The 23937-nt window shown below is 54.3% G+C and carries 21 protein-coding genes, 1 tRNA gene and 3 pseudogenes; 12 read left to right on the forward strand and 13 right to left on the reverse strand.

Annotation, left to right across the window (positions count from 1 at the left end; translation table 11 throughout):
* Positions 1–273 precede the first annotated feature (273 nt).
* Positions 274–1155 (forward strand): Ig-like domain-containing protein, encoded by an 882-nt coding sequence (locus tag CpATCC19410_RS10950; protein WP_231105465.1) that lies wholly within the window; start codon positions 274–276, stop codon positions 1153–1155.
* Positions 1133–1669 (forward strand): hypothetical protein, encoded by a 537-nt coding sequence (locus CpATCC19410_RS10955; RefSeq protein WP_228026797.1) that lies wholly within the window; start codon positions 1133–1135, stop codon positions 1667–1669. Before CpATCC19410_RS10950 ends, CpATCC19410_RS10955 begins: the two co-directional genes overlap by 23 nt.
* Before the next feature lie 76 nt (positions 1670–1745).
* Here the strand turns inward: CpATCC19410_RS10955 and CpATCC19410_RS04285 are convergent, their stop codons facing one another.
* Positions 1746–2321 (reverse strand): hypothetical protein, encoded by a 576-nt coding sequence (locus CpATCC19410_RS04285; RefSeq protein WP_014522262.1) that lies wholly within the window; start codon positions 2319–2321, stop codon positions 1746–1748.
* A gap of 319 nt (positions 2322–2640) precedes the next feature.
* Here CpATCC19410_RS04285 and CpATCC19410_RS04290 point away from each other — a divergent pair, with 319 nt between their 5' ends.
* From CpATCC19410_RS04290 to rlmB, 5 genes are read left to right on the forward strand one after another with little or no spacing between them, the layout of a single operon-like run.
* A complete protein-coding gene (locus CpATCC19410_RS04290; protein ID WP_013242615.1) occupies positions 2641–3222 on the forward strand; it encodes a CarD family transcriptional regulator in 582 nt (193 codons plus the stop codon).
* Between the two features lie 7 nt (positions 3223–3229).
* Positions 3230–3967 (forward strand): 2-C-methyl-D-erythritol 4-phosphate cytidylyltransferase, encoded by a 738-nt coding sequence (gene ispD, locus CpATCC19410_RS04295; protein ID WP_014300942.1) that lies wholly within the window; start codon positions 3230–3232, stop codon positions 3965–3967.
* Entirely contained in the window at positions 3960–4439 is a 480-nt protein-coding gene (gene ispF / locus CpATCC19410_RS04300) for a 2-C-methyl-D-erythritol 2,4-cyclodiphosphate synthase (RefSeq protein WP_013242613.1), read from the forward strand. Before ispD ends, ispF begins: the two co-directional genes overlap by 8 nt.
* A gap of 58 nt (positions 4440–4497) precedes the next feature.
* The gene (gene cysS / locus CpATCC19410_RS04305; RefSeq protein ID WP_013242612.1) at positions 4498–5895 is read left to right on the forward strand and encodes a cysteine--tRNA ligase; all 1398 of its coding nucleotides are present in this window, start codon (positions 4498–4500) and stop codon (positions 5893–5895) included.
* A gap of 21 nt (positions 5896–5916) precedes the next feature.
* Positions 5917–6858 (forward strand): 23S rRNA (guanosine(2251)-2'-O)-methyltransferase RlmB, encoded by a 942-nt coding sequence (rlmB, locus tag CpATCC19410_RS04310; protein WP_013242611.1) that lies wholly within the window; start codon positions 5917–5919, stop codon positions 6856–6858.
* Here rlmB and CpATCC19410_RS04315 read toward each other — a convergent pair.
* Positions 6794–7651 carry a CE1 family esterase gene (locus tag CpATCC19410_RS04315; protein WP_013242610.1) on the reverse strand — a complete coding sequence of 286 codons (858 nt, stop codon included), beginning with the start codon at positions 7649–7651 and terminating at the stop codon, positions 6794–6796. The two genes, rlmB and CpATCC19410_RS04315, sit on opposite strands and share 65 nt — an antisense overlap.
* A gap of 17 nt (positions 7652–7668) precedes the next feature.
* Between CpATCC19410_RS04315 and CpATCC19410_RS04320 the strand changes: the two genes are divergently transcribed.
* Positions 7669–8760 (forward strand): LacI family DNA-binding transcriptional regulator, encoded by a 1092-nt coding sequence (locus CpATCC19410_RS04320; protein ID WP_014401373.1) that lies wholly within the window; start codon positions 7669–7671, stop codon positions 8758–8760.
* On the opposite strand, the gene otsB is transcribed toward CpATCC19410_RS04320, so the two are convergent.
* The 5 genes and pseudogenes from otsB to thrE (CpATCC19410_RS04345) all read right to left on the reverse strand — a co-directional run bounded on the left by otsB (position 8757) and on the right by thrE (CpATCC19410_RS04345) (position 13423).
* Positions 8757–9482: a trehalose-phosphatase gene (gene otsB, locus CpATCC19410_RS04325; RefSeq protein WP_013242608.1), complete on the reverse strand. Its 726-nt coding sequence runs from the start codon at positions 9480–9482 to the stop codon at positions 8757–8759. The two genes, CpATCC19410_RS04320 and otsB, sit on opposite strands and share 4 nt — an antisense overlap.
* An 8-nt stretch (positions 9483–9490) precedes the next feature.
* Positions 9491–9970, reverse strand: coding sequence for a hypothetical protein (locus CpATCC19410_RS04330; protein ID WP_013242607.1), 480 nt, complete (start codon positions 9968–9970; stop codon positions 9491–9493).
* Positions 9967–11442 (reverse strand): alpha,alpha-trehalose-phosphate synthase (UDP-forming), encoded by a 1476-nt coding sequence (locus tag CpATCC19410_RS04335; RefSeq protein ID WP_014300941.1) that lies wholly within the window; start codon positions 11440–11442, stop codon positions 9967–9969. Before CpATCC19410_RS04335 ends, CpATCC19410_RS04330 begins: the two co-directional genes overlap by 4 nt.
* An 8-nt stretch (positions 11443–11450) precedes the next feature.
* On the reverse strand, positions 11451–11807 hold the full coding sequence (locus tag CpATCC19410_RS04340; RefSeq protein ID WP_013242605.1) for a hypothetical protein: 357 nt from the start codon (positions 11805–11807) through the stop codon (positions 11451–11453).
* A gap of 72 nt (positions 11808–11879) precedes the next feature.
* A pseudogene (gene thrE, locus CpATCC19410_RS04345) lies at positions 11880–13423 on the reverse strand (threonine/serine exporter ThrE).
* A gap of 191 nt (positions 13424–13614) precedes the next feature.
* Here thrE (CpATCC19410_RS04345) and CpATCC19410_RS04350 point away from each other — a divergent pair.
* Positions 13615–13687, forward strand: a tRNA-Thr gene (locus tag CpATCC19410_RS04350).
* A gap of 140 nt (positions 13688–13827) precedes the next feature.
* Here the strand turns inward: CpATCC19410_RS04350 and CpATCC19410_RS10960 are convergent.
* Positions 13828–14013 (reverse strand): hypothetical protein, encoded by a 186-nt coding sequence (locus CpATCC19410_RS10960; protein ID WP_223203370.1) that lies wholly within the window; start codon positions 14011–14013, stop codon positions 13828–13830.
* Between CpATCC19410_RS10960 and CpATCC19410_RS10965 the strand changes: the two genes are divergently transcribed.
* A complete protein-coding gene (locus CpATCC19410_RS10965) occupies positions 14000–14068 on the forward strand; it encodes a hypothetical protein (protein WP_230846349.1) in 69 nt (22 codons plus the stop codon). The two genes, CpATCC19410_RS10960 and CpATCC19410_RS10965, sit on opposite strands and share 14 nt — an antisense overlap.
* 60 nt (positions 14069–14128) lie before the next feature.
* Here CpATCC19410_RS10965 and thrE (CpATCC19410_RS04360) read toward each other — a convergent pair whose 3' ends face one another.
* Entirely contained in the window at positions 14129–15598 is a 1470-nt protein-coding gene (gene thrE / locus CpATCC19410_RS04360) for a threonine/serine exporter ThrE (RefSeq protein WP_013242603.1), read from the reverse strand.
* A 152-nt stretch (positions 15599–15750) separates the two neighbouring features.
* Between thrE (CpATCC19410_RS04360) and CpATCC19410_RS04370 the strand changes: the two genes are divergently transcribed.
* Positions 15751–17487, forward strand: coding sequence for a pyruvate dehydrogenase (locus tag CpATCC19410_RS04370; RefSeq protein WP_014401370.1), 1737 nt, complete (start codon positions 15751–15753; stop codon positions 17485–17487).
* 230 nt (positions 17488–17717) lie between these two features.
* On the forward strand, positions 17718–18602 hold the full coding sequence (locus CpATCC19410_RS04375) for a type IV toxin-antitoxin system AbiEi family antitoxin domain-containing protein (RefSeq protein ID WP_013242601.1): 885 nt from the start codon (positions 17718–17720) through the stop codon (positions 18600–18602).
* Between the two features lies 1 nt (position 18603).
* Here CpATCC19410_RS04375 and CpATCC19410_RS04380 read toward each other — a convergent pair.
* The 4 genes and pseudogenes from CpATCC19410_RS04380 to CpATCC19410_RS04395 all read right to left on the reverse strand — a co-directional run bounded on the left by CpATCC19410_RS04380 (position 18604) and on the right by CpATCC19410_RS04395 (position 23864).
* Positions 18604–20513: pseudogene (locus tag CpATCC19410_RS04380) on the reverse strand (solute carrier family 23 protein).
* Between the two features lie 84 nt (positions 20514–20597).
* Positions 20598–21779: an alpha/beta hydrolase gene (locus tag CpATCC19410_RS04385; protein WP_013242599.1), complete on the reverse strand. Its 1182-nt coding sequence runs from the start codon at positions 21777–21779 to the stop codon at positions 20598–20600.
* A 115-nt stretch (positions 21780–21894) separates the two neighbouring features.
* Positions 21895–22428, reverse strand: coding sequence for a TetR/AcrR family transcriptional regulator (locus CpATCC19410_RS04390; RefSeq protein ID WP_013242598.1), 534 nt, complete (start codon positions 22426–22428; stop codon positions 21895–21897).
* A pseudogene (locus CpATCC19410_RS04395) lies at positions 22415–23864 on the reverse strand (MFS transporter). The gene CpATCC19410_RS04390 and the pseudogene CpATCC19410_RS04395 overlap by 14 nt, the downstream one beginning before the upstream one ends.
* Between the last annotated feature and the right edge of the window lie 73 nt (positions 23865–23937).

A 23937-nucleotide genomic window follows, 5' to 3' on the forward strand; every position in this document is an offset into this window, starting at 1 on the left:
TTTGTTGAAAATTATGCTGATGGCAGCCTCTTTGACTTTTGTGTGTTCTGAGCAGCAGATGTTGGTTTGCGGAAAATGTGGAAAGAGTTTTCGCTATTTGAGAATGGCAACTACTATGAGAGGAGTAAATTAAAAATAGGTTTAGGGAAAAGCTTAGGATTTATTCGGCTTGCTGTGGGGTCTCCGCAAAGCTGGATTTAGGTAGAGGTATACATGGGTGCGAGAAGAGTGCGAGATGCTGTAAGGGCGAGTTTTGCCTGCTCGTTTACTTGCATGGCGGTCGCGTTCTCTGCCCCGGCTATGGCACATAGTGCTCCTGAAGTTATAAGTGTTTCCTCCTCCCAGGCGGGATCTTCCTCCATGCTAGGGCTCCCTGCGCGAGTTGCCCCGCGGGATTTGAGTGCTTCCATTATTGACGTGAAAGTTTCTCCGACGGATGGGCAATCCAGCCGGGAGTTTCACATAGGGGAGGGGCAGCGTGTCAGCGTTGCTATCGCATGGAAGGACGCTGTGGGGGTCGCTGAAGGGGACGCGATCCACTACCAGTTGCCCAAGCAATTAGATATTGGGGACCCGCTTACTTTTGAGATCCCCGATCGTGCGTTGAATAGAGTGATCGCGCAAGGCGTTATTGACGCAAACAACCACCTAAGCATCACCTTTAACAAGGAAATAGCGGGCCAGACTTCCTCCGGTAGCGTTACGGTGAATGCCGCTGTGCTACAGCCGGATTCGGGCCCGGTCACCTTTGACTTGGGGCGATTTGGTCAGGTGCTGATACACGTGGATCCTAAGTCTCAAGAAATGTCTGATTTAGCGTTTCAGAGGTCTTATTTCTCAGGCCTAGAGGAGAGCTGGCTTCCTGATGCTGAGAAAACCGGCACTGAAAAGCCCGGTGATGATCTTCCTATAACTGATACTTTTTCAGAGGATCCTTTTAAGGATGTGACCGGCCCTAATGAAGGGCAAACAGAAACGCCGCAAGATCCCGAAGATACTCCCCTGAAGCCTGTCGGCGACCCTCCGGAAGACGAAGATGATGAGGAATATCTTCTCCCTATTTTTACCGAGGGCAAACCATTCCCCCTAGCCCCGCAAAAAAAGGAGCCGCAGGCGCCTGCGGAGGTAAAGGTTGAAAAAGCCTACAGTATCTGACCTGGACGTATCGGGGCTGACTTCTTTGCTTGACCTGCTGGGGGAAGAAGACGCGAAGGAAACTCGCACGGAGCGTGGAGTCGCGCCGACTGTGCCTGAGGTGCGCAAGCCTGAGGGGCATCGCGTTCAACATCCGGAATCGCATGTGCATCGAGATGCTCCTAAACAAGAGCTTCCTGCTGCCCCTGCTCCCCAACGGAAAACGGCTCGAGGAGAACGACCAGGCCACAGTGACGTGAGCGTTCAGGTGAATGCCGGCAGAGATAAGAGCGGGAAGCCAACTAAAGAGGTCAAAGTTGTGGATAAAGAGCCACAGCATACCGCTATGGCTGAGCCGCACCCACACCCACAGCAACTTGCCGATGGCCCATGGGTATTCCCCGGTGAGATGCATGGTATGCATGAAGCAGAAGGAGAGTTTATGGGAGGAATGCTTCCCACAGCCTTGGCTTTTAATGCCATTGGGTTCTTAGCTATAGCTGGCGGTATCGCAGTGCTGCGAAAGGTTAAGTAGAAAAAGTTAAGTAGAAACGCGTAAGGGCTTCCCCGTCATTATTAGTGGGGAAGCCCTTACGCGTTATGGTTAGCGATTAATGAGCGGCGGCGTGGCCACCGACCTCGCGATCCTGGGTGCCGGATTCAACAACCGGAGTGGAGATCGTTGCGGTGGTGGTGATGGTGCCGGAATCAAAGGAGAATACAACCTCCTTGTTGCCGCCGGCGGCCAGGCCGGTGTTAGCAATCGACGTGGAAACATGCTCGATGCAGATGTTCTTTGGCTTGGTGAGCTTAGCCACCTCAGAGGGAACATCTCCAACCAGCGAACAGTCCGAGTTGATTGTGGTATCGCCGGTGATTACTGCTTTTTCTCCGCCAACGGTGATGGACTTCAGGGTGTGGCGTGCGCTGCTGTTGTCTTGGTTGATGGCGGTGAACTTCACGCCAGCTTCGCCCTTGTCGGTGAAGTGAACAGTGACGTCGCGGACTGCGATGGTGCCGTTCTCAGTATCGGCTTGAGTTCCGTCCACGGCTGCGACCTGTGAAGAGGTCTGAGTGATCTGTCCTGCGCTGCAGGCTGCCAGGGCGATTGTGGAAACAGCAGCGACGGAGATCAAAGCGCCACGACGGGCGACAGACTTCATGGACTTCACTTGTTCGTCCTCCATAGGGGTGAGACTGTAGGGGGCGTGACGATTTTGAACAGAGGTTCGCCACATTTTTCGCTCTTCACTCTAGTATCTAGTGCTGCTGTTCACACACTTATTTGTGCAGGGTTGGAGCCAAACGGGGGGAAACTTTAGAACCATGGGAACTTTTTACTATGCAGTGGGGATCAGTCGAGTATTTTGCATGTTTCGCCGCACATTTTTCTAAAACAGAATCATTTATCGTTCAGACTGGGTAGAAATATTGCGCTCGGCTAAAAGTGCTGGTTGGAGTCATGGTAGAATACGGCGGTTAAACCCGAACGCTCAAGGAGTTTAGATGGAATTCAAGGTCGGCGATACCGTCGTTTATCCGCATCATGGTGCCGCAGTGATCGAGGCGATCGAACAGCGTGAAATGAACGGTGAGACCTTGGAATTCTTGGTCCTCCATATCAATCAGTCCGATCTCGTGGTTCGTGTCCCCTCCAAAAACGCTGAGTTGGTGGGCGTGCGTGACGTTGTAGACGATGAGGGCCTGCAAAAAGTCTTTGGATTCTTGCGGGAAATCGACGTTGAGGAAGCCGGCAACTGGTCGCGTCGTTTCAAAGCGAATCAGGAGCGTCTTGCTTCCGGTGACGTGAACAAGGTCGCTGAGGTGGTGCGTGACCTGTGGCGTCGTGATCAAGGTCGGGGCCTTTCTGCGGGAGAAAAGCGCATGCTTGCTAAGGCTCGCCAGGTGCTTGTTGGCGAGCTAGCTCTGGCAGAAAATATTGATGAAAATAAAGCAGATGAGCTACTTGCACAGGTAGACGCGACCGTTGAGCGTCATCGGGCTGCCGGCGTTGACCTCGTTGAGGTCAACAAAGTTGAGGAATCAGACATCGATCTGGATGACCTCAGCTTTGACGACGAAGACTAGGCCGGCCATGCTTAGGCGCGTCGTAGGCATTGTTGCTGCCGCAGGCAAGGGCAAACGCCTTGGCGCGGAATTACCCAAAGCCTATGTGCCGCTTCGGGGCACAGCGCTCTTGGTCAGATCTGTTCAAGCGATGATCACCTCGGGCATTGTTGATGAGGTGCTCGTCATCATTAGCCCAGAGATGCAGGGGTACGCTGAGCACATTTTGGGCCAAGCGGGCCTGTTACCTTCCCAAGAGATTCCCGTGAGGCTCGTTCATGGCGGGGCGGAAAGGGCTGATTCGGTCTGGTGCGGCTTACAGTCTTTACCTGATAAAGACGCAGTAGTGCTGATCCATGATTCGGCTCGTGCGTTGACCCCGCCGGGGATGATTGCGCGGGTCGCTCGTGCCGTTCTGGAAGGTGCGGAAGCCGTAGTCCCGGTTCTGCCAGTAGCCGATACGATTAAGGAAGTTGACGGCACGGAAGTGCTGCGTACCCCTGCGCGCTCGTCGTTACGCGCGGTGCAGACTCCGCAGGGCTTTGACTTAGCTCAACTGCGTGCCGCAAACCTTGCCTATTTTGAGCAACAACCTGAGTTTATTGCCACTGATGATGCCAGCCTTATGGAATGGTTTGGCGTAAGCGTCCAGTGTGTGCAGGGTGACCCCATGGCCTTTAAAGTAACCACTCCGTTGGATTATGCGCTGGCCAAGGCAGTTACCGATGAAGCAGAACCGACAATCTTTGAGGTGCCCAGTGACTAATCCGATCATCCCGCGCGTGGGGATTGCCACCGACGCTCACCAAATCGAACCCGGCAAACCTTGTTGGATCGCTTGCTTGCTCTTCCCCGACCAAGATGGCTGTGAGGGGCATTCCGACGGAGACGTTGTTGCGCATTCGCTTGTCGACGCCCTCCTGTCCGCAGCAAACCTTGGCGACCTAGGCTCCTTCGTGGGGGTGGGAAGAAAAGAATACGATGGAGTTTCCGGAACCCGCTTGCTGCAGGAATGCCGAGTTTTATTGGAAGAACAAGGGTTTACTATTGGCAACGCAGCAGTACAACTAGTAGGGCAAAGTCCCAAAATGGGGCCGCGTAGGCAAGAAGCGGAACGAGTAATGAGTGAGATCCTTGGCGCACCCGTGTCTGTGTCTGCTACCACAACTGACCATCTAGGCTTTACCGGGCGCAGCGAAGGACGGGCGGCGGTGGCCACGGCTGTGGTTTGGAAGTAACCATTGTGGGGATTGTGCAAATGAAGCAAATGCTTCCACGTCCGATAGACTAGTTTCTGTGACTCTACGCATCTTTGACACAGGAACACGCTCGCTTCGAGATTTCACGCCTTTGCGTGAAGGACACGCATCGATCTACCTGTGTGGGGCAACCCCTCAAGCGCAACCTCACATTGGGCATGTTCGCTCGGGAGTCGCTTTTGATATCCTGCGTCGATGGCTGCTAGCCAAAGGCTTTGACGTTGCGTTTGTACGTAATGTCACGGATATTGATGACAAGATTCTCCGCAAAGCGGAAGAGCATGGTCGTCCCTGGTGGGAATGGGTATCCACCTATGAACGAGAATTTACGTGGGCATATGATCAGCTTGGGGTTCTTCCGCCTTCCGTTGAGCCTCGCGCTACCGGACACGTCACCCAGATGGTCGATTATATGCAGCGCCTCATAGACAACGGCTATGCCTATGATGCTGAAGGCTCCGTCTACTTTGATGTTTCTGCATGGACTGCAGCGACGGGCTCCGATTATGGCAGCCTCTCAGGCAACAAAGTGGAGGAAATGGAACAGGGCGAGACTGACAACCACGGCAAGCGTGGAAGCCACGATTTTGCGCTCTGGAAAGCGGCTAAACCAGGTGAGCCTTCCTGGCCTACCCCGTGGGGAGAGGGCCGCCCTGGTTGGCATCTTGAATGCTCCGCGATGGCCACATGGTACCTCGGCGGTGAGTTTGATATTCACTGCGGTGGTCTTGATCTGCAGTTCCCACATCATGAGAATGAGATCGCACAATCGCATGCTGCCGGGGATGGGTTCGCTCAGTATTGGATGCACAATCACTGGGTGACCATGAGCGGAGAAAAGATGTCCAAATCACTGGGTAACGTTCTTTCCGTCCCCAATATTTTGGAGAAAGTTCGCCCGGTAGAGCTCCGCTATTATCTTGGCTCAGCTCACTATCGTTCCATGCTCGAATACTCCGATAATGCCCTTTTGGAAGCGGCCGCGGGCTATCGGCGTATCGAGGCTTTCTTGGCAAAAGTCGGGCCGGTGGAGATTGGGGAGTGGACACCAGAATTTGCGAAGGCATTGGATGATGACCTTGCTGTTCCCAAAGCTCTCGCAGAGATTCATGGCCTAGTTCGCGCCGGTAATACAGCATTATCCTCGGGAGACACCACAGAAGCTCAGCGTATTGCTTCCTCAATACGTGCTATGACCTCGGTGCTAGGGGTCGATCCGCAGTCGGAACATTGGGCTACGGAGTCCGATACTTCTGAGGATGCGATGGCCGCCCTCGACATCCTTGTGCGTGCAGAGCTTGAACGACGCACAGCAGCACGAGAAGCCAAAGACTGGGCAACAGCGGATCAAGTTCGTGACAGACTCGCCGCTGCCGGGATTACAGTCACAGACACCGCCGATGGCCCCACCTGGGCGCTCAACGACAACCAATAAATAGACCAGGAAAGACACCCAATGTCAGGAAAAGAGAGCAATCGCCCCGGCGTTCGCAAAACCAATAAAAAGGGCGCAACCAAAGGATCCGGCGCCGTTCGGCGACGCGGGCTAAAAGGCAAAGGTCCTACGCCAAAGGCAGAGGATCGCGTGTACCATGCAGCGCACAAGCGCAAGCTAGAAAAACAACGCCGTGATCAGGGACGCCACAAGAAAGAGGAGACGGCTGAGCTGGTCGTTGGCCGTAATCCCGTAGTGGAGTGCTTGCACTCCAAGGTGCCTGCCACAAGTTTGTATATTGCCGAAGGCACAAAAAACGATGCCCGACTCAGTGAAGCCGTACAGATGGCGCATAGACGCGGCATCCCATTGATTGAGGTTGCCAGGCATGAGCTTGATCGCATGACGGGCAACGGTATGCATCAGGGCATTGGGCTGCAGATTCCACCATACAAGTACGTTGAGGTGTATGACCTGATTACTCAGGCCAAGGACTCCGGGGAACCCGGAATGATTGTGGTGCTGGATAACATCACTGATCCTCGCAACTTGGGGGCCGTTATTCGTTCAGTAGCCGCCTTTGGGGGACACGGCGTGGTGATCCCAGAGCGTCGTTCTGCTTCGGTGACTGCTGTGGCTTGGCGTACTTCGGCCGGCACTGCAGCACGGCTCCCCGTGGCTAAGGCAACAAATATCACGCGTGCTCTCAAAGAGTTCCAGCAGAATGGCTACCAGGTTGTTGGCCTTGATGCCGGCGGCGATGCCACGCTCGATACTTATGATGGCAAAGGCCCTGTAGTTATTGTTGTGGGATCTGAGGGGAAGGGCATTTCTCGTTTGGTGCGAGAGACGTGTGACTCCATCATGTCTATCCCCATGGCCAGGTGGGTTGAGTCCCTTAACGCCTCGGTGGCTGCTGGCGTAGTGCTGAGTGAGTTCGCTCGCCAGCGTAGAACTCAGTAGTTTCTGGATACGGCAGCTCAAAGAAACGCGCGATTTCCGTAGCTGCCACAAAATCACTCGAGGTGGGACCAAGGAATTTGGATGCCACGGGGTGCCGAGTGGGTACCACGTGGCCAATGCCCTTGAGAGACCACGCTTCGACTGAATGCTCACCTGGCCATGACGTCACTTTAAAACCCCGGAAAGTGTTTTCTGTTGGTTCCCCTAGACCGTTGAGCTGAGCATAGTAGGCGGCGGTGTCGTGGAAGGAGAGAACTTCCCCACGAGCGGCGTGGATAAGCCCTCCGTGATAGGGCGAAATAGGGTCCTCGGTTCCGTGCATAGTGAGGATTTTGGTCGGAGACCAGTGCTCTGGGGTGCTAAGGAAGTTAGCGGGTGCGGGCTGATTTGCTGCGATGAGTGCTGCACCGGTGAGCGTCCCGGGCGAATCATGTAGCAACCGGATTAGCATATGAGCACCGTTGGAAAACCCCACGCCAAAGACAGGGGAGTAAGAGGCGGCCAGGGCGCTAAGGAAAGCGACGTCATCGGTGCCTAGCAGGCGAGTCTGCTCTGTGAAATTACGTCGAGCGCCGTTCCAATGGTGAGAGACACCTTCCGGGTAGATGACCGTGGTGCCGTGCTCTGCGAAGCGGTCGAAAGTTCGATCGGTGAAATTTCGGGCCACGCTTGCGGATTGTCTGGATCCGTGAAGATATATGAGAAGCGATCCATTGGGTACAGCGGGATCGATCCGAATATAGGTTCTTTCACCGAGTTTGTGCCTCATAGTTGCCCAGTATATTTGCCTCATGCGGTAGGTTGGTGCCTATGGTTTCCCGTCAGAAGCAGCGAACGAGTTTGGCCTCCTTGGCGCAGAAGGTAGGTGTTTCCCGGACCACGGTGTCCAACGCCTACAATCACCCGGAGCAGCTGTCCACGCAATTGCGCGAACAAATTCTGGCTACAGCAGAGCGCCTAGGCTATCCGGGGCCAGATCCAACGGCGAGGTCGCTGCGCACTCGACGGGTGGGGTCTGTGGGGGTGCTGTTCACCGACCATCTGAGCTATGCCTTTGAAGACTTAGCGTCTGTGGATTTTTTGGCGGGAATGGCTGAGGCATCGGCAGGCTCGCAGACCTCAATGACTTTGGTTCCGGTAGGGCCGCATTCTTTAGACCCGGTTGCTGCGCGGCAGTTGGTTAACTCCGCCGTGGTGGATGGGTTTGTGGTGTATTCGGTGGCGCAAGGCGATCCGTTCTTGGAAGCCGTGCATACCCGTGGTCTCCCCACGGTAGTGTGCGATCAGCCTGCCGATGATAATCGCATGTCCTTTGTTGGCATAGATGACCACGCTGCGATTGCTCCGGCCGCGCAAGCCTTGATCAATGCTGGGCATCGTCGTATCGGAATACTGTGCATCCGCTTGGATTCTGTTCCAAACAACGGTCCTGTAACCGCGGAGAGGCTCGCTTCTGCGCGGCATCACGTGCAAAGGGCGCGTGTTCAGGGGGCCTTAGAAGTATTCGACGCTGCCGGGATTCCGCAAGGTGCAGTTCCCATCGTGGAACGGCACATTAATGACCCCGCCAACAACATCGATGCAGCGCGTGAGCTGCTCACAGAGCACCCAGAGCTCACCGCGGTGCTCTGCACTACAGATACGATGGCCTTTGGGGTTATCGAATATGCCAAGAGCGTAGGGCTCGTTGTGCCTGAAGACATATCGGTGACCGGGTTTGATGGCATCGCACCGGCGCTTAACAGTGAGCTAACTACAATCCTGCAACCTAACAAAATCAAAGGCGAATGCGCAGGGCGGATGTTGTACAAACTCATTGAACAAGATCGCGCGGGAACAGAACGTGAGATCCTTATGACCTCCCTGCACCCAGGGAAAACAGTTGTGACGCCCCGGAGCTAGGAGCGAAGATCGGCAAGCTGTGTGAGCAAGTCTGCGACACCTTGAAGATCATCCACACGATGCGTGGCTGCAGTTATCCCAGGGCCGACTTTCACGCCTAGATCAGTGGGCCCTAGAACGCGGAAAGCGTCCTCGTCCGTGGTGTCGTCGCCGAGGAAGACGGTGGCGTCGGCACGCTTGCGCTGTTGAGCGATCCAGGTTCCCTTATTAGTCTCGATCACTCCGGCTTCAACGATCCATTTACCCTCTTTAGGAGTTACCCCAGGTATATCCACAGCGAGGGCCTGGTCAAGGGCGCTGCGAGCGATATCATGATCGGCTACTCGGATGACGTGCAGTACGCGGTGGAAAGGCTTGTATTCCACAAAAGCGCCCTCGACACGCTGTGCGATGGCCTCGTACGCGGTGGTGACAGCCGTCAGCGCAGTGTGCTGTTGTTCCGTGAGCGGTGGGGCTCCGGTAGAGGATTCTGCTCCATGAGATCCGATGAGCACGATGGGATCGGCGAGACCGCTGACCTGGCGGAGTTCCGCAAGTCCGCGACCAGAGAGAACTGCGACTTCGGTGTGAGGGCATGCAGCTAGACGACGCAGCGCCTCCAAGGATCGGTGCTCAATGGGGACGGCTTGCGCATCGGTGCTAAAACCGGCGAGAGTGCCGTCGAAGTCGGAGACTACAAGAAGACGCGGTGCGCGAGCGAGGCGGGACAACTCCGGTGTCATTTTTTACCTTAATGCTTTACTACGAGTCTTATCGCGGGGGCATCGACTGAATCTCCACTGCGCAGGAGCGTCATAACGTCGGGGCTATCATGTCGTACGTTAAAGGAAGCATCAACGATTATGTTGACCAGAGAATCATGAATATAACGCGTGCGTCCTTCGCACGTTGCGTCGTCGATAGGCTGGAACTTCACTGCTTGCACAGTAAGGCGATCGGCATCTTGGGGCGCGACGTCCTGCTTTCCCTCTGCGCTAAAGGAGACCTTGCCTTGAAACGGGGCGCAACCGGTAAAGCCGGTCATGGAAGAGTCGCCGAAGCTCATCATCACGGATCCTGCTATGGCATCGGGGACCTCATTAGGAAACTCCGGTGTGGTGTAGACGTTGGTTACTTGCCACTGAGAGCCTGCGACTTGCTGTTTTTTCTCTCCACACCCGGTCAATCCGATAGCAAGAAGGCATACTACTGCGATGGCCTTGGCCTTCATCCTTCCACCCCGTTTTTATGAAGCCGGTGGAGATCTTCAAGGAAAGACGCCGCCCAGAGGTTTACGTCATGCTCTACAACCTGTCGATGCAGCGCCATCATTCGCTCCTTGGCAGCATCTGGAGTGAGCTTTAACGACGTAACTGCCGCAATGACCTGCTTCTTGATCGACTCCAGGTCAAAGGGGTTGCACAGGAAGGCCTGTTCAAGCTCATAGGCGGCTCCTGCAAATTCGCTGAGCACCAAGGCACCTGTGCCGTCCCCATGGCACGCTACGTATTCTTTGGCCACCAGGTTCATTCCGTCTTTAAAAGGAGTGACTAGCATGATGTCGGCTGCGGCATAGAGAGAAGCAAGCTTGTTTTTGGACAAAGAGCGGTGATGGTAATGGACCACTGAATGCCCAATGGAACCAAAATGGCCATTGATGCGTCCCACGGCCTCCTCAACCTCGGAACGAGTTTGCTTATAGTGCTCGATGCGTTCGCGGGAAGGGGTGGCAACTTGAACCAGAACAGTGTCATTGGCGTCCAAAGCGCCGCTTTCCAGCAGCTCCTCAAACGCCAGTAGCCGCTGAAGGATCCCCTTTGTGTAATCAAGCCTATCGACGCCCAAGATAATGGTTGTGGGATCCCCAAACTCGGCGCGGGTGGCCTCGGCGTTTGTCTCCATATCCGTCAGCTGAGTGACATCGATAGAGATGGGGTAGGCAGCTACACCAACTTTTCGGCCATCGCTTGCCCGCAATGAGGCCTCCACTGACCGCACAGCGGCGGTTCCCTGCACGGCTAAGGTGTCAGGTTGTCCGGTGTGAGAGCCGGTTGTGCCGGTTACTTGCCGAGCTAATTCCAGGAAGTTGTTTGCGCTGGCCGGCAGGTGAAAACCGATGAGGTCCGCCCCTAGAAGCCCACGCACTACTTCTTCTCGCCAGGGAAGCTGACGGAAGAGATCTGGGCTGGGGAACGGGATATGGAGAAAGAACCCAATGGTTAAGTCTGGTCGTGTCTGCCGCAAAATGCCCGGCACCAGCTGCAGCTGATAATCCTGCACCCACACTATGGCGTCTTTTGCGGCTACCTCTGCCACGGCGTTAGCAAATTTCAGGTTTACTTCCCTATACGCCGACCACCATTCGCGGTTATAGATAGGGTGCACAATGAGGTCGTGATAGAGGGGCCACAAAGTGGCATTGGAAAAACCCTCGTAGAAACCTTCAAAGTCATAATCGGTGAGGGCCACGGGGTGGAGAAGGATGCCGTCTTCAGTTTTAAAAGGTTCAGGCGCGTGTCCGTCGGTAGTGCCGGGCCACCCCACCCAGCATCCACTGTGCTGAGACAAAATAGGGCTGAGTGCTGTGACAAGTCCGCCGGGGCTAGCCACCCATTGGGAGGAACCATCAGGATTAACGGTTAAATCAACAGGTAGGCGATTAGCAACTACAACAAAGTCGTTGTCGCCGAACTCATCACTCACAGCTAGCCTCAGGCTTTCTTAGTGGTTTTCTTTGTCGTCTTCTTGGTGGCTTTCTTAGTAGCCTTTTTAGTTGTCTTTTTTGCAGCCTTTTTAGTGGTCTTCTTAGTTGTCTTTTTCGCGGCTTTTTTGGTGGTCTTCTTAGCGCGAGTCTTCTTTGGTGCGTTAGCTTCCTCGTACTCGGCGGCAACCTTGCGATAAGACAAGCCCTCTGGTTCCACACCCAGCATGCACATCAAAGTCACGCCATCAAAGAAATCTTTGGCATAACCAGCTATGATGCGGCGTGCCGCAGCGGCTGTCTCTGCTTCGACAGCGTGGAGCGACTCGGCCGAGTTAGTACGGGTGTCAGTGACCTTGGGTGGCAAGGATCCTCCTCAAAATAGTGAAGACGACGGAAGCGCGGCTCATGAAAAGCAGTGCAAAACCAACATTCTACTCTATAAACCTCGGCGCCGCTTGGTGGCCGTGTACTTAGGTGTATGTCCTTTAGATATGCGCCTACGTAGAGCCAGTTTTTCTTGCTCTTCTTGCTCTGCCCGCCTCTCTGCGGCGGCTTGGGCTTGGCGGAAGGAATAACGGCGTGTGCGTCGAAAAGCTTTGTACGGATTGAAATGCTGAGGTCGACGTACTCGACGTGCGATCCATTCACCCAGCACCACTCCGGCTGCCAAACTACAACAAATGGAAAGTGCAAGGGCGACGTTGGTGAACCCTAGCAAAACCTGCTCATTGAGGGCTGCGTACATTCCTCGGTAAATAGAAAGGCCGGGAAGCATAGGGGTAATGCCGGCAACCGCTGTAATAAGGGGAGGAATTAAAAACCTGCGGGCGAGTAGACCACCCGCAAGGCCAATAAAAGTTGCGGCGGCAGCGATTGATACCACAGGGCCAATGCCCAAAGGAATAAGCACGTAGTAGAACACAAAGGAGCCCGCTGCGGCAGTAAGACCAGAAACCGTCACTGCAGAGAGTTCGGCAAAACACCCCACGGCAAAAGCTGCCGACGCCACCGCTCCGGCAATGACCTTAGAAACGGAAGGCTTAGCCGCCAAAGAGACTGCCGCTTCTAGTGGGGGAAGCGTAATACCCATGAACTGGACAACCTGAATGCCTGCACCCACACCAGCGACAATTGCGCCCGTGAGCAGTAATGTTTCAAAGAAACGTGCACTTGCAGTGACTGGGGCACCCGTGATGCCATCCTGCAGTGACTGGACCATAGCAAGGTTGGACATCATAACGACGATTCCCGCCGCGACAATATGGCTCGGTGATATGTGTATTTCATAATGGCTGGCAACCGAATAAGCGACAGCGGCTGGAACCGTAGCCATGAAACCGCCAAATATGTATTGGAAGAATAGTGGCAAGGAGTTGCGGTCAAGCCATACGCTTCCCCCAATAATGACTAGCGCCACCACGAAGGATATGGCTGCGACCAAAAAAGTACCGCCAAGTAGCATCGATACGGCGGCTCCCAAGAAGCCCCAACCAAAAACTGCAGTACGGAAGCGGTACTTGGCCCGCGTCTGAGAGAGCTCGTTGAGGATTTTTTCCGCTACATCCGGTGGTGTAGCGCCCGCCTGGATCGACCGAATCAAACGGTCTACCTCAGTTAGCTTGGAAAAATCTGTGGTGAGGGAGCGAACAACGCGGAAAACACTGACCGGAGTCTTTTTGTCGTGCCGATCGTGGTGAACACCGTGATTGTGTTCAGCGTGATGTCAACATGGCAGAAGAGCAATCCATAAGCGGCGGTGACCGCGTGAACCTGGGCACGCGTATCACGATTGGATGTGCCCGCAGATAGCAGAATATCCCCGATCCGTGCCGCGAGATCCATAACCGCAGCTACCTGAGCCGGGTCAGTGAGGTCAATCGGTGCAAGGGGCGAGGGGGGCGGTGCGGCTTTGACCGTGTCGATCGTGGCCAAGCGGCCGGAACTGCTATTCCAGCTCCGAAGCTTATCCAGCAAACTCACCACAAACCCCCTGATCCTTAGGCTGTCTTTGTACCTTACAATTAGGAGGTTACTCAAGTATGAGCCTTCCTGTAGGGGGAGGGGATAGTCAGTGCTCACGGCTCTGCTTGAATGAAAGCCCATTTGTGTTGTAGCATTCATCATCGTGCGAAAGGCTGCTCGCAAAATTAGTGAGTTAGTCTGTAGCGTGTGCTGGAGTGGCGCAATTGGTAGCGCAACGGTCTTGTAAACCGTAGGTTGTGGGTTCAAGTCCCATCTCCAGCTCAACGAGCCCCTGACTAAAGATAAAGGTCAGGGGCTTTTTGTGTCTAAACTGTATGCAAGCCCATCGCCACCCCCGCGATAATCCCATGACACCGCCCAAAAGACTCCCCAACGTGTTGCCCGCAGCATCCAGATCATCATCAAAAAGCGCCGCGTAGGTATCCAGCGTCATCGCAGAATCCTCGTGAAGTAAAGATCAGCGAAGGACGGATCACTAATCTGGATCCGCTTCCAGTTGGGACTGAACTCCTGCTGAAGGAAAAGAAGCCGAAGAAGCTACTGGCTAAGACCGGTTCTGAGACCGTTATGGTCATGATCCTAGGCATGCTCGCCATTCTTACCGGATTGATACTAGTTATCCGCCGTCGCAGTGAAGCGTAGAGTGCGGATTTAAGAGTTAAGGCGCGGACCCCGTTTAAGGATCCGCGCCTTTCTCATATCCTAGTTTCCTGCAGCGATTTGTTTATAGATCTTTTTGCGGCGGTTGTGAACGAGCTTGCGGGTGAAGCGTCGATAATGATTGAGCGTTGGTGGTCTGCGGGCGCGCCGGGCGATCCACTCTCCAAGGACCACTCCGGAGGAAAGCGCCGTGGCAATGGCTATGGCATAAGAAAGGTTGGAAAAGCCGACCAAAATTTGATCATGGAGCAGCCCATAGAGACCACGATAAATTGCAGATCCAGGCAGCAATGGCGTGATACCAGCAATGGAGATAATTAGTGGTGGGATGAGATAGCGTCGGCCTAAAAAGCCGCCTATGAGCCCGATGAGAACGGACGTGAGTGCAGAACTTGTGATGTCTCCAATACCTTGAGGGATGAGCACAAAATAAAACAAACTCGAACCGCAGGCTGCTGTTAGCGCGGAGATAAACACGGAAGGCCAGTCTGCATAACAGGCACGCGCAAAACCGGAAGTAGCAAAAATACTGCCTAAGACGCGGACAGTATTGGACGCAAAATTGGGAACGGGCACGGTCTCTACCGGAGGAAGCGAGAATCCTAATGACCCAGCAAGGGATACGCCTATGGCTATGCCTGCGACGATGCCAGCGGTTGTGATGAGGGCGTCGAAAAGCCGTGCCGTTCCAGTGATCGGCGCAGATGTGACTCCGTTTTGGATCGCTTGCACCAACGTTAATCCCGCGACCATGACGATGATCGACGTAGCAATTACCATGCTGGGACGGATGGACAGCCCTAAATACTGGCCCCAGTCGTAGGTGATGGCGGCGAGGAAAGCGACAAAAATGCCTCCTACGGTGTTCTGGAAGAAGATGGGCAAGCCATGTTTGTCTAACCAAGCACTCATCCAAATAATGAGGGCACCGGCGACGGTGGAAATTAGCGCGACGGGCATATTGCCGCCGAGGAGGAGGGCCACGGATCCACTCATCACAGCGAAAGACGCGACAACTCCGGGGAGTCCAATGGGGTCGGGGGCACGGTGGATGGCGTCGAGACGGGTCTCCGCATCCAGCGGAGAAGCATGGCCTGAGTGGATATCGCGGATTAAACGGTCTACTTGTATGAGCTTGCGAAAATTCTGCGGGGCCGGTGTTACTACACGCACAACTGTCACTGGGTTGCGCCGGTCTTCAGAAACATTGGCAAAAAGCCGTATGCGATTGGAAGTGAGATCCACGTGAACAAACCACAGCCCGAATGACTCTGTGACGGCTTTGACTTGTTCGCTGGCATCGGAGTTGGTCGAGCCAGCTGAGATGAGAATTTCCCCAATGCGTGCAGCGATTTCCAACACACCAGTGACCTGGCCACGATCGCTTAGGTCTACCGGGGCAAGGGGTGCTAGGGGAGGTGTGGCTGCAACGTCGATGGTGGCGGTGCCCGTTGATGCTGCTTGCCTACGTCGCAGGATTCGGAAGATGGTGGCGTCGAAAAGCTTCAGCATGATAGAACACAGAATACCGCAGCAAACAAGCCCACAGTATTTAGTTACTTATCTCATACCCAAAGGCTGGTGTGTAATTTCAGTCGAAACTATGGCGGTAGACGCAACCATGAAGCACAATGAAAAAATCATCAATTTTATGGAGGGCGATTATGGCGAAGTCTTTTGCAGAACAAATTGTGGAGACCCTGGAAGCCCAAGGCGTAAAACGCATCTTTGGATTGGTCGGCGATAGCCTTAATCCCATTGTTAACGCCGTGCGAAAGTCCAACATAGAGTGGGTGCATGTGCGCAATGAGGAGGCGGCAGCATTTGCCGCCGGGGCGGAGTCGCTGATTACCGGTGAACTGGCCGTTTGTGCGGCATCTTGTGGTCCCGGAAATACCCACCTTATACAGGGGCTTTACGACTCTCACCGGAATGGCGCAAAAGTCCTAGCGCTTGCCTCTCACATTCCCTCCAAACAAATTGGTTCCCATTTTTTCCAGGAGACTCACCCGGAAGCGCTGTTCGCAGAGTGCTCAGGCTACTGCGAAATGGCCAACTCGGCTGATCAAGGGCAAGCGATTTTGCATCATGCCATCCAATCGACAATGGCGGGTAAGGGAGTATCCGTCTTGGTGATTCCTGGTGACGTCACCATGCAACGCGTGGAGGATGATAGCTTTGCCAGATCGGTTATAGCTAAGGGACGTCCGATTCTCTATCCGGATCCTGCGGAAGCGGCAGACCTGGTGCGGGCGATTAATGAGGCCTCTACCGTCACACTTTTCTGTGGGTCAGGAGCCCGAAATGCTCGTGCACAGGTGCTTGCTTTAGCTGAAAAAATCAAGGCTCCCGTGGGACATGCGCTCGGCGGGAAGATGTATATCCAGTATGACAACCCCTATGACGTGGGGATGTCCGGACTGCTCGGATACGGCGCCTGCCATGATGCTTCTTATGAAGCCGACCTTTTTATCCTGCTTGGGACGGACTTCCCGTATAGCGAATTTCTCCCCAAGAAGAATGTTGCGCAAATAGACATCGATGCTTCCCATATTGGTAAGCGCACCCGGATAACCTATCCGGTAGTAGGCGATGTGGCTGCGACAATTGAGAATATTTTGCCGCATGTAGAAGAAAAAACTGACCGCAAGTTCCTTGATCGGATGCTTGACCTGCACCATCGAAAGCTCACTGAGATCATCGAGGCGTACACCTCCAATGTGGAAAAGCACACGCCTATTCATCCCGAGTACATAGCCAACATTATCGATGAGATAGCCGATGACAACGCTATCTTCTCCATCGACACAGGGATGTGCAACGTATGGGCTGCTCGTTACGTAACTCCCAATGGCAAGCGCGAGATGCTTGGGTCCTTCCGCCATGGAACCATGGCTAATGCTCTGCCTCATGCAATCGGTGCGCAATCGAGTGATCGAGATAGGCAGGTTGTTTGCTTCTCCGGCGACGGCGGACTCAGCATGCTCATGGGCGAATTACTCACGGTCAAGCTGCATCGTCTTCCCATTAAGATCGTTGTTTTTAACAACTCCTCCTTGGGCATGGTCAAGCTTGAGATGCTGGTGGAAGGAATACCTGAGTACGAGACAGACCATGAGCACGTTGATTTTGCGGCGCTTGCAGCGGCAGCGGGTCTGGCTCATGTCTCGATTACAGATCCGAAGACCGCAAGGGAACAGCTTGAAGCTGCTTTTGCACAGCCTGGACCTGTGCTTATAGACGTCACCACCGACCCGAATGCCCTCTCCATTCCACCCAATATCACTATGGAGATGCTTATGGGGTTCTCTAAGGCTGCCACCCGCACGGTCCTGGGTGGTGGGGTAGGCCACATGGTAGATATGGCGCGATCTAATTTGCGGAACATTCCGCGTCCCTGAGCCTGCTAGGCTGCGCCTGCGCGCCCCTGGGAGGCCTGAATCCGCGCGCCCTGAGCCGGTGCGCCCCTGAGGGGCCTGGAGCCTGCATTTCCATAGACATTGGGCGGTAAAAGCACACTTTTGGGCCTCTTTGTCTATGGAAATGCAGGTTTCCCCCTACTTAATGCAGGTTTCCCCCTACCTTCCACACACTAGGGAACCGATCGCTAAGCCCTGACGTCTAAGGACACATGGGCAACCGCATTTTTACTACCCAAGAGCTGCATCAATTAGGTCTTTCCCGCAGCGCAATCGCAACCAAAATAAAACATGGGGCCCTCTACCGCGTAGAGCGCGGAATTTACACTGAAGAAAAACCAGAGGGAATTCTTCTGCTTAAGGCATTGCAAAGATCTCGACCCGGGCTTATTTTTAGCGGGCGCACGGCGATGCAGGTGCATATGTCTGCAGAAATCGAGACTCCGGTGGAGGCCGTAATTATAAAGAGCAGATCTGCCTGCTCAAATGATGTAATCCGCATCAAACATGTGAGGTCTGTAGCGTCAGAGCTCAGGCAAGGGGTCCGCGTAGCGTCGCCGCTTAATGTTCTCAATAATGCGGAGGCTATGCCTATTGCGGAATGCGTCGATTTTATTGAGAAAACATATTGGGGGAAGAGCGGATCAGCACGTTTAATCCGCGATATTTCTAGGACCCGGCTGAGTAAGCATGCCCATAGAGTAATCGAGCTTGCCGCTGTAGGAGCAGAAAGCCCCGCAGAGATTCGTTTGTTCAGAAAACTCCGCTCTATGGGCTATCCGTTTGAACAAAATCTGAAGATCGGCGCTTATCGATGGGACGGCGTGCATACAAAGAGCAAGGTCATAGTTGAGGTAGACGGATACACCTACCACGGAAACCGTCATGCTTTTGTCTATGACCGATGGAAAGGCAATGAGGCCGTGCGTCGAGGCTATACCTTGGTTCGCTACTCTGCATGGTGCATCTTCGAATGCCTCGACCAAGTAGCAGGGCAAATAGTTGCCTTGGTGGGTGCCAGGCTGCGCGGTGGACAAACTCCTTTATTGGCGTTTGAGAAGACACCGGTGTGGGACTGGCACCCTTTGCTGGGATGAGCTATTCCACCTCGGTGAATTTTCGGTCCCAAGCAGACCGGACGGGGTTGGCATCGGCGAGAAGGATATCAAAACGGTTGTTAGCGATCTCGATGATTTCGGAGAGCGCTACTCTATGCTCCTGCTCGTCGGAGTTAGCTAGACGGCGTATCGCGGTGTCGACGATGCTTCGAATGCTGTCATTGGTTCCCAGGCAGTAGACGAATGGCATGTTAAAACGCTCGCGATAAGCAGCGCTGACTTCTAGAAGCTGTGCAGTTTCCACGTCATCGAGGTCATCAAAGCCTAGAGAACCGCGCTCGGCGCTAATGCTGGGGCCTCTGCATCGGTGGCTAATAATATGTCAGAAGTGTCGGGATAATCGTGGATCAAAGCTTCTCGACGCTCCCCAGAAGCCGTGAGTACTCCCACCTGGATAGCCGCGCGCAGTTCGCTGACGTCTGCAAAGGGACGTGATTCCCATGCTTCCTCCAGCGGCCAGGTCTCCTGGTTAAACAGCGGGCGCAACGCGGTGACAAAATCTTCACGGCTCATGGCATTGATTTCATCTAGAGACACACCCTCACCGCTGGCGTCTCGGGCCACGTCAGAACCGGTTTGTTTGCCCACGTGGAAGAACAAGATGTTGAGGAGGATTGCAGCAATAGCTCCGATGGACATGCCGGAGGAGACGAAGATGCGGGCCCATTCGGGGAAGGCTTCTGCGACGGAAGGCTTGAAAGTAACCAGCATGGCTAGTCCCAGGGCCGTAGTCACGATAGCGGCGTTGCGGTTATCCGTGAGATCGGTTTTTGCGATGGTCTGTAGGCCTACCCACGCTACGTTGGCAAACAACGCTAGCGATGCTGCTCCCAATACTGGTGAGGGGATAGATGCTACGACTGCCCCGGCCTTGGGTAGGAGACCGAGAATGATCATAAAACCGGCAGCGGAAGCCGCGACCCAGCGGGATTTCACCCCAGTGATACGAACGAGTCCCACGTTTTGGGCAAAGCAGGTGTAAGGGAAGGAGTTCATTACACCGCCGAGGAAAGTGGATAGTCCGTCTGCGCGGAGAGCGCGTTGAATATCGTCGCGTCGAATGCGTTTTTTCACAATCTCGCCGGTGGCAAACACATCGCCGGTGGTCTCCACCATGGTGATAATCATGACGATGATCATGGAGAAGCAAGCGCTAGCGTTAAAAACGGGTGTTCCAAAGTAGAAGGGCGTTGTGATCCCGATGCCTGCTGCTTTGGAGACCTCAGAGAGATCCGCGTGTCCTAGGAAAAGCGCTACGAGAGTACCGCTGACCAAGCCTATGAGTACAGCGAGAGTGCCTAGGAAACCGCGGAAAAACCGCTGAGCCAAAATAATTACTACAAGGGTGCCAAGGGCATACCACAGATCACGGCTGGAAGGCGTGGCCTCGGCGTAGTTAATAAAGTCATTTGCAGACACCGCGAGGAGGGAGGTACCCATCACCAGCAAAACAGAACCGGTGACTACCGGGGGAAAGAATTTAAGAAAGCGCGCGAAGATCGGTGTGGCAAAAAATGTAAAAAGTCCCGCTACGATGACTGCGCCGTACACCGTGGGGAGAGATTCAACGCCGCCCTGTCCATCGGAAACGCTGAGGCCAATCGCAATAATGGGAGCCACCGCGGTTGTTGTGACTCCCTGGATGATGGGTAGGCGTACGCCTACGTATTTCCCTACGCCGACTGATTGGATCAGCGTTGCTAAACCACAGGTGAGAAGGTCGGCGTTAATAAGGTGAATGGTGGTGGCCGCGTTAAGGTGGAGGGAACCCGCAATGAGCAGTGGCACAATCACCGCGCCAGCATAAAAAGCTAAAACATGCTGGATGCCCAGCGCGATGAGTTTAGGAGACGAGGGGAGTGCATCCACGGGGTGGGTCACTGAGGTCACGAGCAGAGCTCCTTGAGATAGGTCGGTTCTAGAGCCCGTTTATCTTAGCAACCCACGGCACCCCATAGTTTCTTGCAAGAAAAATTAGTAAAGAGCACCTTTGATGGCGTCCCAGGCGGGGCGCAGCTGACGGTTAAAGAGCGGCCAATCGTGGACGCCACCTTTGACCAAATCAACTACTTGGTGATTCATCCCACGGGCGCGCATAGCGGAGTCGAGAAGCTTAGTGCAGTGCAGAGTCCCTTGCTCTAGGGCTACGCCTGCCGGAAGCTCATAGAAGGGTCGGCCGGCAGCACGCTCGATGTCGGAGGGGAGAACTCCACCGTCGGCGCTAGAAAGATACACCGCCATGTTTCGCAGTCCCTCGGGATTTGAGGGGACGTCGTGACGCTTCCATAGCTCAGAGCCATCCGGACCCCACATGTTCTGCACATTGCCGCCGCGGGACTCCACAATGAGCTTTGTGGTGATTCGTCCTACCGGTTCTTGCGTGGCATAGCATCCCGAGATACCGAATACACCCTTGAACATATCTGGATTCTGGTTAGCAATGTTGACAGCTCCGATTGCGCCCATGGAAAGACCGCCGATGGCGCGTTTACCATTGAAATTAAGCTTTTGCGCCGGGTCTTCGATGAGCTTTGTCAGCTCCTTTGTAATAAAGGTTTCCCACTTTAAGTGCCCAAGGGCCGGATCGTCTGCTACCCAATCGGAGTAGAGGGAGGAAAGCGCCTGAGTAGGCATAACCACAGTTACGTTCTGATCGCCAAGCGCGGGTTGTAGCCCTCCTTCGCGGATCCACCCGGGGTTGCGCATGCCGCCAATTCCGTCGAGGAGATAAAGCGCGGGGGAAGGCGTTGAGGTGTCTTTGGGGAGGCGGACAACAACCTCGACGTTTCGCTTCATCGCGGGAGAAGCTACCACCCAGCGCTCCAAGTTAGGAATCGTAGGGTCGACCGTACGGCTCAGCACCTTGGACTCGGTGATATTTGGGTTGGTGGGCAGTGGATACTCAGAATCGGAGCTGCCTACACCTGAGGGCAAACGCCACCCCGGGAAGCCGATCGACTGAGCCACGTGGGCGGCCTTGTTGATGTTGGCATCGCTGGAGCCGGGCGAATTAGCAAGGGCGGCGGTAATCGATGCCACGATGGAACTTGCCGAGCTAGAAGCCGGCGCGGAAGAAGCAGATGCGTGCGCAGGGCTCTGCGTTACGACGAGCGCTGTGCAGAGGGCAGCAACGCCAAGAGAACGGGACAAGGTCATGTCGATTGAAGCTTTCTAAGCGGGTTTCTACAGAATCCAGGGCGGCGGGCCGCCAAAACATGAGATTTATCTTAGAGTAATTTAGGTGAGTCGTGAAGTTAAACGCACAGAGAAATTACTGAGTTATTTCATTAGGCAGTTTTCGTAACAATAATTGAGCCGCATCCACAGCTGCTTGCCGTTGTTTTGGGGTGAGCGGTCGGGCATTGACGTGGTCATATACCCAAAGACCATCCGCAATAAGCTGCACGAGGAGCGCGTGAGGATTGTGAGACACAACCCAGGGGGCCAAAGCTTTCTCCCATATGCTTCGTATGTCCTCGTGGAGGTTTGCATCAATGCTTAATAAAAGGTCTGCGCGGGTGGCGCTGTGAGATTCCACTTCTAGTAACGCGTGCATTCTTTGTCTGAGAGGTACCTCGGATGCGGGGCCTCCTGCTGCTGCTTCTAATGCTTGTGTCCAGGTCTGGGCCGCGGCGGTATTGAGATCCAGAAGAAGCTGGTGTCTTGAGGGGAAATGATAGATCAGTCCGGACTTGGATATGCCGCTGGCGATGGAAAGAGAATCATAAGTGAGGGCTGCAAGGCCGTCCGACTCCACGATGCTTAGGGCAATAGCCAGCAAGGAATCTTTTTTATTCGTGCGCAAATTGAGTCTCCTTGGGGTTATCTCGCAATAGATAGGCGGTGGTGGCGCATGCGGCGCCGGCGATCACGGCGATGATGATCAGGGAGGATAGATAGGAGGTGTCTATGGCGTTGCGGGCGGCGTCGGCAAGCGTGGGGTGAGAGAGTCCCTGCTCAAAATTCTGGCCGATGGCTTTGGGCGCGGAACGCGTGTAGAAGAATGAAAACAGCGATCCCACTATTGCCACGGAGAGTAGCGTTCCAACCTCATAAGAGACCTCTTCCATTGCGGAAGCCATACCGGAGCGCCGCGTGGGGGCTGAGCCGATGATCGCCGTCGAGGAGACGGACATGGTTAAACCTGCGCCGAACCCTATGAGGAGGAGCCCGATTATAAAGAGAGGGAAGGTATCGGCGCGTGCGGAGCCAACTGCAATAGATGTGCCAAGCGTCATCAGGAGAAAACCGCCGGAAATGAGCGGAAGGAATCCAATTGCGTGTAAAAATGCTCCTCCCAGGATAGAGCTGGGAAAAGCGGCTAAAGCGACTGCGCCTGTAAGTAGCCCTGCTTGAAAAGGGGTAAAGCCTTCAGCTAACTGAAAGCGCTGTGTGGTCATAAGCTCTGTGCCGGCGAGAATGAACATCGCCAGCACCGCAGCTAAGACTCCGGCCGTAAAAACTCGATTTCTAAATACGTCAAAGGTGAGAAGTGGGTCGGCGAGTGTGCGTTGGCGTTGATTAAACAACAGGGCGCCGAGGGCAATAGCCGCCAGGGCTCCGATAAGTACTGGAAGGTCTCTATGCGCAACTTCCTTGATCGCTAAAACTAATCCCATCATGGACACCATTGCCCAGAAAGAAGAAATGAAATCCCAGTGGCGGGAAGGATCTGCCGCATTTGGTGGTGCGATAAATAAAGTGCCTATGAATGCGATGATTGTTACTGGAAATATTGATGAGGAAAACAGAACCCCAGTAGTAATGCTGGATAAGAAATCCTCCGATGACGGGGCCGAGAGCTGCCCCTAGCGTGGCGACGGAGCCCCAGATGCCGATCGCTATGTTGCGCTCTCTAACGCTAGGGAACGTGATGCGCAGCAGGGCTAGTGTGGCGGGCATCATCGTAGCTGCTCCTACGCCCAGAGCTGCGCGCGCAGCGATAAGAGCAAGCGGGGTGTGCGCGAAAGAGCATGCTAAGGAGGCTAATCCAAAGATGGAGATGCCAATCTCAAACATTCGCCGGTGACCGATCTTATCTCCTAGGGTGCCTGTCCCTAGGAGGAGGCCAGCAAGAACCAGGGAATAGGAGTTAATAATCCAGAGCCCCTCAACCTCTGTGGTATGCAGTTGACTTCTTAATACTGGTAGGGCGGTATAGAGAATGGAATTATCTGCACCGATCATGAAGAGTCCCAATGATATGACGCCTAGAAAGGGCCAGCGTTGTTGAGATTTCATAGCTTGTAACTGTACCGAACGGTCATTACAGTTTCGTCTCTTCTTGCATGAGTGCTCACTCATTCACAGGTAG

It is taken from the genome of Corynebacterium pseudotuberculosis (assembly GCF_002155265.1).
Classification (GTDB): domain Bacteria; phylum Actinomycetota; class Actinomycetes; order Mycobacteriales; family Mycobacteriaceae; genus Corynebacterium; species Corynebacterium pseudotuberculosis.

Coding starts and splice junctions, on each gene's coding strand:
- CpATCC19410_RS10950 (WP_231105465.1), top strand. CDS start 274: ATGGCGGTCGCGTTCTCTGCCCCGGCTATGGCACATAGTGCTCCTGAA.
- CpATCC19410_RS04285 (WP_014522262.1), bottom strand. CDS start 2,321: ATGGAGGACGAACAAGTGAAGTCCATGAAGTCTGTCGCCCGTCGTGGC.
- CpATCC19410_RS04290 (WP_013242615.1), top strand. CDS start 2,641: ATGGAATTCAAGGTCGGCGATACCGTCGTTTATCCGCATCATGGTGCC.
- ispD (WP_014300942.1), top strand. CDS start 3,230: ATGCTTAGGCGCGTCGTAGGCATTGTTGCTGCCGCAGGCAAGGGCAAA.
- rlmB (WP_013242611.1), top strand. CDS start 5,917: ATGTCAGGAAAAGAGAGCAATCGCCCCGGCGTTCGCAAAACCAATAAA.
- CpATCC19410_RS04315 (WP_013242610.1), bottom strand. CDS start 7,651: ATGAGGCAAATATACTGGGCAACTATGAGGCACAAACTCGGTGAAAGA.
- CpATCC19410_RS04320 (WP_014401373.1), top strand. CDS start 7,669: ATGGTTTCCCGTCAGAAGCAGCGAACGAGTTTGGCCTCCTTGGCGCAG.
- otsB (WP_013242608.1), bottom strand. CDS start 9,482: ATGACACCGGAGTTGTCCCGCCTCGCTCGCGCACCGCGTCTTCTTGTA.
- CpATCC19410_RS04330 (WP_013242607.1), bottom strand. CDS start 9,970: ATGAAGGCCAAGGCCATCGCAGTAGTATGCCTTCTTGCTATCGGATTG.
- CpATCC19410_RS10960 (WP_223203370.1), bottom strand. CDS start 14,013: ATGCCTAGGATCATGACCATAACGGTCTCAGAACCGGTCTTAGCCAGT.
- thrE (WP_013242603.1), bottom strand. CDS start 15,598: ATGCTGAAGCTTTTCGACGCCACCATCTTCCGAATCCTGCGACGTAGG.
- CpATCC19410_RS04370 (WP_014401370.1), top strand. CDS start 15,751: ATGGCGAAGTCTTTTGCAGAACAAATTGTGGAGACCCTGGAAGCCCAA.
- CpATCC19410_RS04375 (WP_013242601.1), top strand. CDS start 17,718: ATGGGCAACCGCATTTTTACTACCCAAGAGCTGCATCAATTAGGTCTT.
- CpATCC19410_RS04385 (WP_013242599.1), bottom strand. CDS start 21,779: ATGACCTTGTCCCGTTCTCTTGGCGTTGCTGCCCTCTGCACAGCGCTC.